Annotated in this window: 17 protein-coding genes; 5 read left to right on the top strand and 12 right to left on the bottom strand. The window is 68.8% G+C overall.

Going from position 1 to position 13,520, the window contains the following annotated elements; genetic code table 11:
* Positions 1–12 precede the first annotated feature (12 nt).
* From ubiB to F620_RS14745, 12 genes are all read right to left on the bottom strand, one after another.
* Positions 13–1,689, bottom strand: a complete 1,677-nt coding sequence (ubiB, locus tag F620_RS0102755) for a ubiquinone biosynthesis regulatory protein kinase UbiB (protein WP_019022581.1) — start codon at positions 1,687–1,689, stop codon at positions 13–15.
* A 5-nt stretch (positions 1,690–1,694) separates the two neighbouring features.
* Positions 1,695–2,294 (bottom strand): SCP2 domain-containing protein, encoded by a 600-nt coding sequence (locus F620_RS0102750; RefSeq protein WP_019569363.1) that lies wholly within the window; start codon positions 2,292–2,294, stop codon positions 1,695–1,697.
* Positions 2,295–2,313: 19 nt separating this feature from the next.
* Complete coding sequence (gene ubiE, locus F620_RS0102745; protein WP_019569362.1) at positions 2,314–3,066, bottom strand: bifunctional demethylmenaquinone methyltransferase/2-methoxy-6-polyprenyl-1,4-benzoquinol methylase UbiE; 753 nt, start codon at positions 3,064–3,066, stop codon at positions 2,314–2,316.
* A gap of 13 nt (positions 3,067–3,079) precedes the next feature.
* Entirely contained in the window at positions 3,080–3,445 is a 366-nt protein-coding gene (locus F620_RS0102740; protein ID WP_018868852.1) for a gamma-butyrobetaine hydroxylase-like domain-containing protein, read from the bottom strand.
* A 149-nt stretch (positions 3,446–3,594) separates the two neighbouring features.
* Complete coding sequence (gene hslU / locus F620_RS0102735; protein WP_018868853.1) at positions 3,595–4,926, bottom strand: ATP-dependent protease ATPase subunit HslU; 1,332 nt, start codon at positions 4,924–4,926, stop codon at positions 3,595–3,597.
* Between the two features lie 55 nt (positions 4,927–4,981).
* The gene (gene hslV, locus F620_RS0102730; RefSeq protein WP_019641486.1) at positions 4,982–5,524 is read right to left on the bottom strand and encodes an ATP-dependent protease subunit HslV; all 543 of its coding nucleotides are present in this window, start codon (positions 5,522–5,524) and stop codon (positions 4,982–4,984) included.
* Between the two features lie 59 nt (positions 5,525–5,583).
* On the bottom strand, positions 5,584–6,552 hold the full coding sequence (locus F620_RS0102725) for a tyrosine recombinase XerC (RefSeq protein ID WP_019569361.1): 969 nt from the start codon (positions 6,550–6,552) through the stop codon (positions 5,584–5,586).
* Positions 6,527–7,234, bottom strand: coding sequence for a DUF484 family protein (locus F620_RS0102720; RefSeq protein WP_018868856.1), 708 nt, complete (start codon positions 7,232–7,234; stop codon positions 6,527–6,529). The genes F620_RS0102725 and F620_RS0102720 overlap by 26 nt, the downstream gene beginning before the upstream one ends.
* Complete coding sequence (gene dapF / locus F620_RS0102715; protein ID WP_019569360.1) at positions 7,231–8,070, bottom strand: diaminopimelate epimerase; 840 nt, start codon at positions 8,068–8,070, stop codon at positions 7,231–7,233. The genes F620_RS0102720 and dapF overlap by 4 nt, the downstream gene beginning before the upstream one ends.
* The gene (locus tag F620_RS0102710) at positions 8,067–8,744 is read right to left on the bottom strand and encodes a trans-aconitate 2-methyltransferase (protein ID WP_019569359.1); all 678 of its coding nucleotides are present in this window, start codon (positions 8,742–8,744) and stop codon (positions 8,067–8,069) included. The genes dapF and F620_RS0102710 overlap by 4 nt, the downstream gene beginning before the upstream one ends.
* A complete protein-coding gene (gene lysA / locus F620_RS0102705; RefSeq protein ID WP_019569358.1) occupies positions 8,741–10,030 on the bottom strand; it encodes a diaminopimelate decarboxylase in 1,290 nt (429 codons plus the stop codon). The genes F620_RS0102710 and lysA overlap by 4 nt, the downstream gene beginning before the upstream one ends.
* Positions 10,031–10,162, bottom strand: coding sequence for a lipoprotein (locus F620_RS14745; protein ID WP_019022573.1), 132 nt, complete (start codon positions 10,160–10,162; stop codon positions 10,031–10,033).
* Positions 10,163–10,476: 314 nt separating this feature from the next.
* Here F620_RS14745 and soxY point away from each other — a divergent pair, with 314 nt between their 5' ends.
* The 5 genes from soxY to hisA all read left to right on the top strand — a co-directional run bounded on the left by soxY (position 10,477) and on the right by hisA (position 13,520).
* Positions 10,477–10,950, top strand: coding sequence for a thiosulfate oxidation carrier protein SoxY (soxY, locus tag F620_RS0102695; protein WP_019569357.1), 474 nt, complete (start codon positions 10,477–10,479; stop codon positions 10,948–10,950).
* A 46-nt stretch (positions 10,951–10,996) separates the two neighbouring features.
* A complete protein-coding gene (gene soxZ, locus F620_RS0102690) occupies positions 10,997–11,299 on the top strand; it encodes a thiosulfate oxidation carrier complex protein SoxZ (protein ID WP_019569356.1) in 303 nt (100 codons plus the stop codon).
* Positions 11,300–11,482: 183 nt separating this feature from the next.
* Positions 11,483–12,076: an imidazoleglycerol-phosphate dehydratase HisB gene (gene hisB / locus F620_RS0102685; RefSeq protein ID WP_018868863.1), complete on the top strand. Its 594-nt coding sequence runs from the start codon at positions 11,483–11,485 to the stop codon at positions 12,074–12,076.
* A gap of 24 nt (positions 12,077–12,100) precedes the next feature.
* Complete coding sequence (hisH, locus tag F620_RS0102680) at positions 12,101–12,757, top strand: imidazole glycerol phosphate synthase subunit HisH (protein ID WP_019569355.1); 657 nt, start codon at positions 12,101–12,103, stop codon at positions 12,755–12,757.
* A gap of 25 nt (positions 12,758–12,782) precedes the next feature.
* On the top strand, positions 12,783–13,520 hold the full coding sequence (gene hisA / locus F620_RS0102675; protein ID WP_019569354.1) for a 1-(5-phosphoribosyl)-5-[(5-phosphoribosylamino)methylideneamino]imidazole-4-carboxamide isomerase: 738 nt from the start codon (positions 12,783–12,785) through the stop codon (positions 13,518–13,520).

Here is a 13,520-nt window from a genome sequence, read left to right as displayed (position 1 = left end):
GAGCCGGCCGGGTCAGTTCTGCGGCCGCGGCGGCAGCGGCCGCAGGCTGAACAGCAGCAGACCCAGGCCCAGGACCCCGGCGGGCCACGCCGGCCAGGCGATCCCCAGCCATTGCGGCACGTCGAGCTGGAAAGTCAGGCCCGCCACCACCAGCAGCCCCAGCGCGGCCAGGCCCTCGCGACGGCGCCGGTCCTGCCGGCCGAGACCGTCCTCCAGCTCGCGGATCTGCTGGCGCAGCGCGGCATCGCGTTCGGCCCGCTGCTCCTCCACCGTCAACGCCTTCTCCACATGCAGCGGCAGCTCCGGCAGATGGGCCAGCAGCCGCGGCAGGTGTTCGCGCGCGCTGCGGAAGAAGGCTCGCGTCCCCATGCGCTCGTGCATCCACTGCTCGATGAACGGCTTGGCCGTCGTCCACAGGTCCAGCTGCGGGTACAGCTGGCGCCCCAGGCCCTCGATGTTCAGCAGGGTCTTCTGCAGCAGCACCAGCTGCGGCTGGACCTCCATGTCGAAGCGCCGCGCGGTCTGGAACAGCCGCATCAGCACCTGGCCGAAGGAGATCTCGTCCAGCGGCTTCTGAAAGATCGGCTCGCACACCGACCGGATCGCCGCCTCGAACTCGTCGACCCGGGTGTCCTTCGGCACCCAGCCGGACTCCACGTGCAACTCGGCCACGCGCCGGTAGTCACGGTTGAAGAAGGCGTAGAAGTTCTCCGCGAGGTAGCGCTGATCGGAGTCCAGCAGCGAGCCGACGATGCCGAAATCGACCGCGCGGTACGTCGGGTCGTCCGGATGGGTGGCATCGACGAAGATATTGCCCGGGTGCATGTCGGCGTGGAAGAAGTTGTGCTTGAACACCTGGGTGAAGAAGATCTCCACGCCGCGCTCCGCCAGCAGCCGCAGGTCCACCCCGCGTTCACGCAGGGCGGCCACGTCCGCCACCGGAATGCCCTCGATGCGTTCCATCACCAGCACGCTCTGGCGGGTGTAGTCCCAGATGATTTCCGGGATGTAGAGCAGGTGGCTGTCCGCGAAATTGCGATGGATGGCCGCCGCGTTGGCGCCCTCGCGGATCAGGTCCAGCTCATCGGTGACGGTCTTTTCGTACTCGTCCACCACCTCGCGCGGGCGCAGCCGGCGGGCCTCGCTCCAGTAGCGATCCGCCAGCGCGGCGATAGTATGCATCACCTCGAGGTCCGCGCGGATGGTCTTCAGGATGCCGGGCCGCACGACCTTCACCACCACCTCGCGGCCGTCCTGCAGCCGCGCCTCGTGCACTTGGGCGATGGAGGCCGAGGCCAGCGGGGTATCGGAAAACTCGGCAAAGGCGATGTCCACCGGGCGTTCCAGCTCGGCCTCGATCACCGCGCGCGCTCGGTCGGCGGGGAACGGCGGGACACGATCCTGCAGGCGCGCCAGCTCCACCGCGATGTCGTCCGGGAGGAGGTCGCGGCGGGTCGACAGCATCTGCCCGAACTTGATGAAGATCGGGCCCAGGTCCTCCAGCGCGCGGCGGATGCGTTCGCCCCGCGTGCCCCGGGTGCGGCGGAACCAGTTCCATGGCGCGAGATAGAGCAGGAAGCTCAGCGGGCGCAGCGGCTTGAGGGTGAACAGGATGACGTCCAGCCGGTAGCGCACCAGGACCCGGGCGATGGTCCACAGCCGCAGACCCTGGTAGAAGCTGCGTCGCATGGGGGTCAGGCGTCTCCGGATTCGAGACGGCGCAGGCGCGCCTCCAGCCGGGCGGTATCGTCACGCAGGCGGGCCACGTCCTCGCTGAAGGCCTCGAAGGCCCCGGACGGCGGCAGCCAGCCCGCCTCGTCGCGGGCATAATCGGCCACATCCTCGGCGGAGCGGGTGGCCGCATGGCGCAGGCCGCCGGTCACACGCCGGAACAGATCCTGCAGCGGGCCCGCCGAACCGGCGCCGGCAACCCGCTCGAACAGCGCCGCCCAGTCGTGCTCGGCTTCGCCCAGCGCGCGCTGCAGATCGGACAGCGCGGTGGCATCTCCGTCGAGCTGCAGACCGCTGCGGTCGTCGCGGGTCATGGCCGCCCCCAGCGACAATGGCGAGCCGGCCACGCGGGCATCCACGGGTTCTTCCACCCCGCCGATCACCTGCAGGCGGTCGGCGGCACCCACCAGACTGAACGCGACCCCCGGCGGCTCGACCACGATGGCCACCGCGCGGCCGGCCAGGCGCTCGCGTGCCGGTTCCGGCGCGGCCGCCAGGATCTCGTTCAGCAGGGTCTCGACCAGAGCGGTGACGGGGCTCGGCAGGGCTGCAGGCTCGGCCATCGCGATTCTTCTCCGGCTGTTACAGGCGGGTAGCGCGGTGCAGGGCGACGATGCCGCCCGTCAGGTTGTCGTATTCGACGCGTTCCAGGCCGGCATCGCGCATCAGCCCGGCGAGGGTCTCCTGATCCGGGTGCATGCGGATGGATTCGGCCAGATAGCGATAGGAGTCGGCATCATTGGCGACCAGACGGCCCATCAGCGGCAGGAGTTTGAAGGAATAGACATCGTAGGCCGGCCGCAGCGGCGCCACCGGCTGCGAAAACTCCAGGATCAGCACCCGACCGCCGGGCTTGAGCACCCGGCGCATCTCCGCCAGCGCGTTTTCCTTGCGGGTCACGTTGCGCAGGCCGAAGGCCATGGTGATGCGGTCGAATGACTCGTCGGGATACGGCAGGACTTCGGCATCCGCCTGCACGTAGTCGATGTTGCCGACCCGGCCCTCGTCGATCAGCCGGTCGCGCCCGGCCTCCAGCATGGAGGCGTTGATATCGCAGACCACGACCTGCCCCTTCGGCCCGACCCGCGGCGCGAACGCACTGGCCAGATCGCCGGTCCCGCCAGCAAGGTCGAGGATGCGCATGCCGGGGCGCACCCCGGCGCGCTCCACGGTGTAGCGCTTCCACACGCGGTGGATGCCCATGGACATCAGGTCGTTCATCACGTCGTAGCGGGAAGCCACGGAGTGGAACACCTGTCCGACCCGCTCGGTCTTCTCGGATTCGGAAACGGTCTGATAACCGAAGTGGGTCTTGCCGGGGTCGTCGTGGTTCATGAGTCTTCTTGCGTCAGTGGGTGCGGCGTTCGTGACCGGCCTGATGCAGCCGTTCCAGGTAATCCTGCCACAGACGCTCCTGTTCCGTACCCAGCTTGTAGAGGTAATCCCAGTCGTAGATGCCCGTATCGTGGCCGTCGGAGAACACCAGCTTGACCGCGTAGTTGCCGACCGGCTCGATCGCGGTGATGTTCACGTCCTCCTTGCCGACCTGCAGGACCTCCTGTCCGGGGCCGTGTCCGCGCACCTCGGCCGACGGCGAATACACCCGCAGGAACTCGCAGGGCAGCTCGAAATGCGAGCCGTCGGCATAGCGCAGCTCGAGGATGCGCGACTTCTGGTGCAGCTGGATGTCCGTGGGTCGTTGCGTACTGCTCATGCGGCCTCCGACGTGCGGCGCCCGGATTGCCCGGGACGATGGGAACGCCCGGGACCGCCAGGGCGGTCCCGGAATCACTGCCGCCGGCGAGGATACCAGCCCGCGCGCCCCGGCGGGCATACCCCGGCACGGGCTCCGGGGTTGAGGCGCTACAGGATGTAGCGCGACAGGTCCTCGTCCTCGGCCAGATCGCTCAGGCGTTCGTCGACGAACGCGCGGTCGATCACGACCGGTTCCGGGATGTCGGGGGCGCGAAAGGCGACGTCCTGCAGCAGGCGTTCGAGCACGGTGTGCAGCCGCCGCGCGCCGATGTTCTCGGTGCGCGCATTGACGTCGTGGGCGATCTCGGCGAGGCGCTGCACGCCCTCGTCGCGGAATTCCACGCTGACGCCCTCGGTATTCATCAGCTCCACGTACTGCTCGGTCAGCGACGCGGTGGGCTCGGTCAGGATGCGCACGAAGGCCTCCACCGACAGCGGTTCCAGTTCCACCCGGATCGGGAGCCGGCCCTGGAGCTCGGGGACCATGTCCGACGGCTTGCTCAGGTGGAACGCACCGGAGGCGATGAACAGGATATGGTCGGTGCGCACCATGCCCAGCTTGGTGGACACGGTGGTGCCCTCGATCAGCGGCAGCAGGTCGCGCTGCACGCCCTCGCGGGAGACATCCGAGCCGCTCTTCTCGCTGCCCTTGGCAACCTTGTCGATCTCATCGAGGAACACAATGCCGCTCTGCTCGACCCGCTCGATCGCCTTGACCTTGAGTTCTTCCTCGTTGACCAGGCGCGCGGCCTCCTCGTCCACCAGCAGTCGCCGGGCGTCGGCGATCTTCAGGCGCCGCTGCTGGCTCTTCTGGCCCCCCATGTTCTGGAACATCGACTGCAGCTGGCTGGCCATCTCTTCCATGCCGGGCGGTGTCATCAGTTCGACGTTCTGCCCCTGCTGCTGGAGCTCGATGTCGATCTCGCGCTCGTCCAGGCTGCCCTCGCGCAGGCGCTTGCGCAGCTTCTGCCGGGTCTCGTTGTTGGCCGCGTCGTCGCCGGACTCGGTGAAACCGGCGTTGCGCGGCCGCGGCAGCAGGGCATCGAGGATGCGCTCCTCGGCGGCGTCCTCGGCCTGGCCGCGGTGCTGCTGCATCTCTTCCTCGCGCAGCTGCTTGATCGCGTTTTCGGCCAGATCCCGGATGATCGACTCCACATCGCGCCCGACATAGCCGACTTCGGTGAACTTGGTCGCCTCGACCTTGATGAACGGGGCCTTGGCCAGCTTCGCCAGGCGGCGGGCGATCTCGGTCTTGCCGACGCCGGTGGGGCCGATCATCAGGATGTTCTTGGGCGTGACCTCGGGCTGCAGGGCCTCGGGCAGCTGTCGCCGGCGCCAGCGGTTGCGCAGGGCGACGGCCACGGAACGCTTGGCCCCGTCCTGGCCAATGATGTAGCGATCCAGTTCCTGGACGATTTCGCGGGGGGTCATGTCGCTCATGGCTTGCGGTCCTGAAGGGTCGCGGCCGGGGAGCCTTGCGGGCGACGCCGGGGCGTCACTCGGCGTCGAGGCTCTCCAGCGTGATGTTGTGATTGGTGTAGACGCAGATGTCGGCGGCGGTATGGAGGCTCTTCTCCACCACGTCGCGCGCCGGCAGGTCGGTGTTCTGCAGCAGGGCCTGGGCCGAGGCCTGGGCGTAGGGGCCACCGGAGCCGATCGCGATCAGCGCGTTCTCGGGCTCGATCACGTCGCCATTGCCCGAGATCACGAACGAGTTCTCGCGATCGGACACCGCCAGCAGCGCCTCCAGCTTGCGCAGCGCGCGGTCGGTGCGCCAGTCCTTGGCCAGCTCGACCGCGGCCCGGGTGATGTTGCCGGAGTGCTTCTCAAGCATGCCCTCGAAGCGCTCGAACAGGGTAAAGGCGTCGGCCGTGCCGCCGGCGAATCCGGCGAGAATGCGGTCATGGTAGACGCGGCGCACCTTGCGCGCGTTGCCCTTCATCACGGTGTTGCCCAGCGATACCTGGCCGTCGCCGCCCAGGGTCACGGCGCCATTGCGGCGCACACAGACGATGGTGGTGCCACGAAACTGCTCCACGGTGGTCTCCTGCAATCGGTGGTCGGATCCGGACCGGGATTGTACGCGGTTGCGCCCGCCTACGAACCCGTCTCGTCGGCCGGATCGTGACGCCGCGCGCGGGGATGGGCGGCATCGTAGACCTCGGCCAGGTGCTGATAGTCCAGATGGGTGTAGATCTGGGTAGTCGACAGATCGGCATGCCCCAGCAGTTCCTGCACCGCGCGCAGGTCGCCGCTGGATTCCAGCAGGTGGCTGGCGAAGGCGTGGCGCAGGCGATGCGGGTGCAGATGCACGTCGAGCCCGCCCCGGCGCCCGGCCTCGGCGACCTGCCGCTGGACCGAGCGGTTGCTGATGCGCTGCCCGCGCCGGGTCACGAACAGCGCGGGCTCGTCGACATCCGCCCACTGGCCGCGCACCGCCAGCCAGTCGCGCAGGGCGGCCAGCGCCATGCGTCCGGCGGGCACCCGGCGCTCGCGCCGGCCCTTGCCGAGTACACGCACCATGCCGGCCTCCCGGTCCACGTCCGGCAGATCCAGCCCGGTCAGTTCCGCCAGCCGCAGTCCGGAGCCGTACAGCAGCTCCAGCATCGCGCGGTCGCGGCGCGCCAGGGGCGAATCGGGATCGTCCGCGTCCAGAGCGGAGGCGGCGGGCGGGGCATCCAGCGCCTGCTGCGCCTGATCGACGTCCAGCCCGCGGGGCAGCGGACGGTCGGTCTTCGGACCGCGCAGCCCGGCGGCGGGGTTGGCGGCGCGCTCGCCACGCTCCACCTGAAAATCGAGGAAACCGCGCACTGCGGCGAGGAACCGGCGGACCGAGCGCGGATGGCGCCCGCCCCGGGCCAGCCCGGCCACGATGCGGCGCAGCGCGGCGGCATCCAGCTCCGTCCAGGGCGCGTCCCAGGCCCGGCGCAGTTCGCGCAGGTCGCGACGGTACGCAGCTACGGTGTGCGACGAAAGCCCGCGCACATCACGCAGATGCGCGAGATAGGCCTCGATGGCGGGGTCGGGTTGCGGCTCGGACTCAGGCGGCCTGTTTGCGGTCGGCATGACAGCGGATGGACTCGGCCAGCAGCTCGCCGATATGGGTGACGAAGTAGGTCCCCATGTCCGGCTGGAAACGATCCGGCGAGGCGCTGGCCAGACCCAGCACGCCCACACGTTCGTCGTCCGCCAGCAGCGGCATCAGGATCGCCGAACCCACCGTGTCGTCCGCATCGTCGAACAGCACCTTCAGCATGTCCGGGGGCACGCGGCCGCACTGTGCCCGGCCGCGGGCGAACAGTGGTTCCAGCACGGCCAGCTGGGCGGTATCCAGGGCGTGCAGGTCCTGCACCTCGCGCTCCGCCAGACGGATGCTCACCCGCTCGGCGCCCAGTTCATCGCGCAGGGCGTCCTGCGTCAGCGCCAGCACCGCATCCAGGTTCTCCGCACGCATCAGGGTTCGGGCCAGATCGTGCAGCTGGCGGCCGACCCGTTCATTGTCGCGGGCACGCTCCACCAGCTCGTGCATGCGCTGCTCCAGCTGGCGGTTCTGCTCGCGCAGGCGCTTGAGCTGGCGTTCGACCAGGGACTCGGCTCCACCGGCCGGATGCGGGATGCGCAGCACGTCCAGCAGGGCCTGGTGGTCGAGGAAGAAATCCGGGTGCTCGCGCAGCCAGGCCTCGACCTCGGCCGCCGAGAGTTCGGCGCCATCCCCCGCCGGGGAGGCACTGGAGGGGTCTGTACTCATAGATCGATCCTGCCGTTGAATACCGTGGTTGCGGGGCCGGTCAGCCGCACCGGCGACTCCGGCCTGCCGCCCCAGCTTAGCACAAGGGTCCCGCCCGGCAGCGAGACCCGCACGCAGTCATCGACCCGGCCCTGCAGACGGGCCACCACCATCGCCGCGGCGGCGCCGGAGCCGCAGGCCAGGGTCTCGCCGGCGCCGCGTTCGTATACCCGCAGGTCCAGGTGCCCGCGATCACGTACCGCGGCGAAACCGGCGTTCACGCGGCGCGGGAAGCGGGGATGCGCCTCGATCGCGGGCCCCAGGGTCGCCACCGGTGCCTGCCCCACGTCGTCGACAAAGGTCACGGCATGCGGGTTGCCCATGGACACCGCGCCGATCTTCAGGAAGGTGTCGCCGACCTCGAGGGGGTACTCCGGTGCCTGGAAGTCGGCCTCGAACGGGATGCGCGCCGGTTCCAGCACCGGGCAGCCCATGTCGACGGTCACCTGTTCGTCCGCCTCCACCCGCAGCACCAGCGGACCGCCCAGGGTCTCCACAGGGATCTCGCGAGCGTCGGTCAGGCCCTGTTCGCGTACGAAGCGGGCGAAGCAGCGCGCGCCATTGCCGCACTGCTCCACCTCGCCGCCGTCGGCGTTGAAGATGCGGTAGCGAAACAGCGCGCTCGCGGGATCGGCGGGCGGCTCCACCAGCAGGATCTGGTCGCAGCCCACGCCGAAATGGCGATCGGCCAGCAGGCGCAGCTGCTCGGTGCTCAGCGCGACCGCCTGGCGCACGCCGTCGAACACCACGAAGTCGTTGCCCAGGCCGTGCATCTTGGTAAAGGCGAGCGCACTCATCCCCGGCGCTCCGGCAACCGCCCGTGGATGACCATGTGGCGATCGCTGGTCACCCGCACGCGGAAGCCTTCGAGACCGGCGGCGGCCAGCTGGCCCTGGACCTCCTCGGGGGTAAACGCTGCGTGCAACGAGTGTTCGAAGTCGCGCCGCAGGACCTCCGGGGCGTCGGCCGCGTGCTCCGCCACCAGGCGTTGCACTTCGGCCTCCGAATCGGGACGGCGCAGATCCATCACGAACACCCGCGCCCCCGGGGCGCCGTCACGACGGATCACCTGCCACAGCACCCCCGGATCATGCAGGTGATGCAGCAGCGAGTTGCAGATGATGGTGGCGTAGGGCGCGCGCGGGCCCCGCGCATGGGGCAGGCAACCCTCGGCCAGATGGACACGCGCGGCGGCCGGATGGCCGACCCGCAGCGCATCCCCGGCCGCCAGCATGGCCGGCGCACCGTCCAGCCCGTCAACTTCGCAGTCGGGATGGCGCGCGGCGAAGCGCAGGCTGACATCCCCCGGGCCGCAGCCCGGATCCAGCACGGGGCCGCGCACCGGCTCCGGGAACACCTCGGCGAAGGCATCGACAAAGCCCTCGTGGGGCTGCGCGAAATCCGCCTCGGCATAGGCCCGGGCCTGCCCGGGCTCCAGCATCAGCTCGGGCTCGGGCCGCCGCGGGATCACGGATCGACCCTCCCGGGCGGATCTTCCTCGTCGGGATCGCGCGGCAGCATGCTCTCGCGCATCATCAGATGATCGACCTGCTCGCGGCGGTTGACGATCTGATAGTGGTCACCGTCCACCATGACTTCGGGCGGGCGCGGGCGGCTGTTGTAGTTGCCCGCCATCACGTAACCGTAGGCACCGGCGGAGCGGACCGCCAGCACGTCGTTGGGGGCCAGCGCGAGATCGCGTTCGCGCCCGAGGAAATCCCCGGTCTCGCACACCGGCCCGACCACGTCGTAGCTGCGCGTTTCGGTATCGTCGCGCGGGACCACCGGGTCGATCGCCTGCCACGCGCCGTACAGCGCCGGGCGCAACAGGTCGTTCATCGCGCCGTCAACGATCGCGAAATCGCGGTGTTCCGAGTGCTTGAGGTATTCCACCCGGGTCAGGAACACCCCGGCGTTGGCGGCGATCGCCCGGCCCGGCTCCAGCAGCACCTTCAGCGGCCGCTCGCCCAGGGTCTCGCGCAGGGCCGCGGCCCAGACGTCGGGCTCCGGCGGGGTCTCGTCGCGATAGCGCACGCCCAGCCCGCCGCCGACATCGATGTGCGACAGCTCGATGCCGTCTTCCGCCAGCCGGTCCACCAGCGCCAGCACCCGTTCCAGCGCGTCGACGAACGGCTCGGTGCTGGTCAGCTGGGAGCCGATGTGGAAATCCACGCCGATCGCGTCCAGGTGCCCGGACTCATGGATGCGGCGATACAGCGCCGGCGCGTCCTCGATCGCCACGCCGAACTTGTTGTCGCGCAGGCCGGTGGCAATGTAGGGATGGGTCTCGGCGTCGACGTCCGGGTTCACCCGCAACGACACCGGGGCGGTCTCCCCGCGCTCGGCGGCGACCGCTTCCAGGCGTTCCAGCTCGCCCTCCGATTCGAGGTTGAAGCAGTGGATGCCCACGTCCAGCGCGCGCTGCATCTCCGCCGCGGTCTTGCCGACCCCGGAGAACACCACCCGCGCGGGGTCGCCGCCGGCACGCAGCACCCGCTCCAGTTCGCCGCCGGAGACGATGTCGAACCCCGAGCCCATGCGGGCCAGCACGTTCAGCACCGCCAGGCTGGAGTTGGCCTTGACCGCGAAGCAGACCTGATGCGGCATCCCGATCAGGGCCTCGGCGAACGCGCGGTAATGGCGCTCCAGGGTGGCGCGGGAGTAGACGTAGGCCGGGGTCCCCACCCGGCGGGCCAGGGCGTCGAGGTCCACGCTCTCGCAATGCAGCGTGCCCCCGCGGTAATCGAAATAGTCCATCTAGCGGGATTCCTCCTGCTCGTCCTCGGGGAGGTAGAGATCGCCCTTCTGCCCGCAGCTGGCCAGCATCTGCGCGCCTCCGAGGACGACAACCACGATCAGCAGCAACAGGTGGGCCTTGCAGAAGGGCATGGGTGCGGTATCCGGAAATGATTGCATCGGGAGGGCATAGTGTGCCATTGATACGGGGCTGGCTTCACTCGGATCAGGGGCGTTGCGGCCCGGAGCCGCTCGATAACGGATCCGTTCATGAAGCGTTCAGCCACATTCTGGGACTCTGGAGTTGCAGGATCAGCAAAGGGCCCGACACCAAAGGGGGCTGATCCGGGGACGGGGAATAGAACCGAACGGTACCCCGTCACAACGCACAGGCGCCTGCATCCACGTGGATCGCTCGCGCCCCGGGAATGTCCGGATTTGATCCAAAAAGATGAGAGGAGATCTCCATGATTAGCACCAAGCGTCGTGTCTTCCTGAAAGGCACTCTCGCCGCCGGTACCGTGGGCGCCGCCGTGGGCGCCGGCCTGCTGGCCCCGAGCAAGCTGCTCGCCGCCTGGTCCGCCGACATGTTCGAGACGGAGGGCATGTCCGAGGCGATGAACGCCGTCGCCGGCACCACCGACATGCAGCAGTCCGACGACATCGACCTGAGCGCCCCGGAAATCGCCGAGAACGGCGCCGTGGTCCCGATCTCGGTCGAGGCCCACATGGACAACGTCGAGGAGATCGCGATCTTCGCCGAAGCCAACGACCGTTCCCTCACCGGCCGTTATGTCTTCGCCTCCGGCGCGAAGCCGAAGGCGTCCATGCGCATCCGCCTGGGTGACACCTCGGACGTGATCGCCGCCGTCAAGGCCGACGGCAACTGGTACATGACGTCCCGCAACGTCGAAGTGACGGTGGGTGGCTGCGGCGGCTAAGCCGGCACCCTCACCGATCCGATCAACAGTCTGGAGGTAAAGAACTATGTCCATCCGTATTCGCGCCCAGGAACAGGACGGAATGATCAACGTCCGCGCCCTGCTGAGCCACCCGATGCACACCGGGGATCAGACCGATGATGCCGGCGAGATCATCCCCGAGCATTTCATTCAGACCGTCGAAGCCAAGCGCAACGGCGAAACCATGGTCACCGCCCACTGGAACGTGACCATCTCGCAGAACCCCTTCCTCGAGCTGGAATTCGAAGGTTCGTCCGGCGACACCGTCGAGATCAGCTGGGAAGACAACCAGGGCGAAACCGCTTCCGAGTCGGTTTCCGTCCGGTAAATCCATCTCCCTTGATGGATGCGGAAAGGCCGGGGTTCGCCCCGGCCTTTTTTATGGGTACCCGTATCCGGCGCGCCGATGGGTGGAAAGACGTCGCGCTGCATGTCCCGGGCCGCGAGTACGGCATACCGGCCGGGCGCCAGCCTTGCTACACTGGAACTTTCTGCGTCGAAGCCAGCCAAGATGAACCAGCGTACCGCCTCCGTCCGCCGCGACACCCTCGAGACCCGGATCGCCGTCGAACTGAACCTCGACGGCACCGGCCAGTGCCACACCGAGACCGGCATCCCGTTCCTCGACCACATGCTCGACCAGATCGCGCGTCACGGGATGGTCGATCTGGACGTGCGCGCCGAAGGCGACCTGCACATCGACGACCACCACACGGTGGAAGACATCGGCATCACCCTGGGCCAGGCACTGGCGCAGGCGATCGGCGACAAGAAGGGCATCCGCCGCTATGGCCATGCCTATGTGCCGCTGGACGAGGCCCTGTCACGGGTGGTGATCGACTTCTCCGGCCGCCCGGGCCTGGAGATGCACGCCGATTTCCGCCGTTCGCACATCGGCCAGTTCGATGTCGACCTGTTCCACGAATTCTTCCAGGGCCTGGTCAACCATGCGTGGATCACCCTGCACGTGGACTGCCTGCGCGGGGACAATGCCCATCACGTGGCGGAGACCATCTTCAAGGCCTTCGGCCGCGCGCTGCGCGAGGCCGCGGAGGAAGACCCCCGCGGCGCCGGCATCACGCCCTCCACCAAGGGCAGCCTGTAAGGCCCGCCGCAACAGGGAAGCCACATGGAAACCGTCGCCGTCATCGACTACGGCATGGGCAACCTCCACTCGGTGGAGCGTGCCCTGACGCACGAGGCCGCACCCGGCCAGCGCATCCTACGTACCGACGACCCGGAGATCCTGCGCGAGGCCGACCGGCTGGTGTTTCCCGGCCAGGGGGCGGCCGGCGACGCGATGCAGGCCCTCGCCCGACGCGGTCTCAACCGCCTGCTGCCGGAACTGGCCGGTTCGCGCCCGTTCCTCGGACTCTGCCTGGGGCAGCAGATCCTGATGGAGCACTCGGACGAAAGCGGCGGCGTCGACCTGCTGGGGGTGATCCCCGGCGGGGTCGCCCGCTTTCCGGAACGCAGCGATGCGCAGGGGCGTCGCCTGAAGGTGCCGCACATGGGCTGGAACCGCGTGCAGCCCACCGGCGAGCACCCGCTGTGGCACGGCCTGCCGGAGACGCCGTGGTTCTATTTCGTGCACAGCTTCCGGGTGCAGCCGCGCGACGCGGCCAGCGTGGCTGCGCACACGGATTATGGCGAAACCTTCGCCTCGGCCCTCGCCCGCGGCTCGCTGTTCACCATGCAGTGTCACCCGGAAAAGAGCGCGGCCTGCGGCCTGCGCCTGCTGAACAACTTTCTGCGCTGGGACGGCGACGCCCCGGACGCCCCGTGAACGCCGCAACAGGAGGCGGAGAGAGATGCTGGTCATTCCCGCGATCGACCTGAAGGAAGGCAAGTGCGTGCGCCTGCGCCAGGGGCGCATGGAGGACTCGACGGTATTCGGCGAAGAGCCGGTGGAAATGGCCCGACGCTGGGTCGAGGCCGGGGCCGAACGCCTGCACATCGTGGACCTCGACGGGGCATTCGCGGGGCGGCCGCGCAATGCCGAGGCGATCCATGCAATCGTCGAGGCCTTCCCCGACCTGACCATCCAGATCGGTGGCGGCATCCGCGACGATGACACCGTGCAGGCCTACCTCGATGCCGGCGTGCAGTACGTGATCATCGGCACACGGGCGGTCAGCGCGCCGCATTTCGTCAACGACCTGTGCCTGGAATTCCCGGGTCACATCATCGTCGGCCTGGACGCCCGCGATGGCAAGATCGCGGTGGACGGCTGGTCCAAGCTCTCGCGTCACGACGTGATCGACCTCGCCCAGCACTTCGAGTCCGACGGCGTCGCCGCGATCATCTATACCGACATCGCGCGCGACGGGATGATGGAAGGCCCCAACGTGGAGGCCACCGCGAAGCTCGCGGAGAACGTGCGCGTACCGGTGATCGCCTCCGGCGGCGTCAGCTCGCTGGACGACATCCGCAGCCTCGCCCGCGGGGCCGACGCCGGTATCGACGGCGTGATCGTCGGCCGCGCCCTGTACGAGGACGCCTTCACCCTGGAGCAGGCGCGCACGGCCGCCCGGGGCGAGGACACCTGA

Origin of the sequence: Thioalkalivibrio sp. ALE11 (assembly GCF_000381205.1) — a bacterium.
Lineage (GTDB): Bacteria > Pseudomonadota > Gammaproteobacteria > Ectothiorhodospirales > Ectothiorhodospiraceae > Thioalkalivibrio.
This window is presented reverse-complemented; position numbering and strand designations above follow the sequence as displayed.

Coding starts and splice junctions, on each gene's coding strand:
- ubiB (WP_019022581.1), bottom strand. CDS start 1,689: ATGCGACGCAGCTTCTACCAGGGTCTGCGGCTGTGGACCATCGCCCGG.
- F620_RS0102750 (WP_019569363.1), bottom strand. CDS start 2,294: ATGGCCGAGCCTGCAGCCCTGCCGAGCCCCGTCACCGCTCTGGTCGAG.
- ubiE (WP_019569362.1), bottom strand. CDS start 3,066: ATGAACCACGACGACCCCGGCAAGACCCACTTCGGTTATCAGACCGTT.
- F620_RS0102740 (WP_018868852.1), bottom strand. CDS start 3,445: ATGAGCAGTACGCAACGACCCACGGACATCCAGCTGCACCAGAAGTCG.
- hslU (WP_018868853.1), bottom strand. CDS start 4,926: ATGAGCGACATGACCCCCCGCGAAATCGTCCAGGAACTGGATCGCTAC.
- F620_RS0102725 (WP_019569361.1), bottom strand. CDS start 6,552: ATGCCGACCGCAAACAGGCCGCCTGAGTCCGAGCCGCAACCCGACCCC.
- F620_RS0102720 (WP_018868856.1), bottom strand. CDS start 7,234: ATGAGTACAGACCCCTCCAGTGCCTCCCCGGCGGGGGATGGCGCCGAA.
- dapF (WP_019569360.1), bottom strand. CDS start 8,070: ATGAGTGCGCTCGCCTTTACCAAGATGCACGGCCTGGGCAACGACTTC.
- lysA (WP_019569358.1), bottom strand. CDS start 10,030: ATGGACTATTTCGATTACCGCGGGGGCACGCTGCATTGCGAGAGCGTG.
- F620_RS14745 (WP_019022573.1), bottom strand. CDS start 10,162: ATGCCCTTCTGCAAGGCCCACCTGTTGCTGCTGATCGTGGTTGTCGTC.
- soxY (WP_019569357.1), top strand. CDS start 10,477: ATGATTAGCACCAAGCGTCGTGTCTTCCTGAAAGGCACTCTCGCCGCC.
- soxZ (WP_019569356.1), top strand. CDS start 10,997: ATGTCCATCCGTATTCGCGCCCAGGAACAGGACGGAATGATCAACGTC.
- hisB (WP_018868863.1), top strand. CDS start 11,483: ATGAACCAGCGTACCGCCTCCGTCCGCCGCGACACCCTCGAGACCCGG.
- hisH (WP_019569355.1), top strand. CDS start 12,101: ATGGAAACCGTCGCCGTCATCGACTACGGCATGGGCAACCTCCACTCG.
- hisA (WP_019569354.1), top strand. CDS start 12,783: ATGCTGGTCATTCCCGCGATCGACCTGAAGGAAGGCAAGTGCGTGCGC.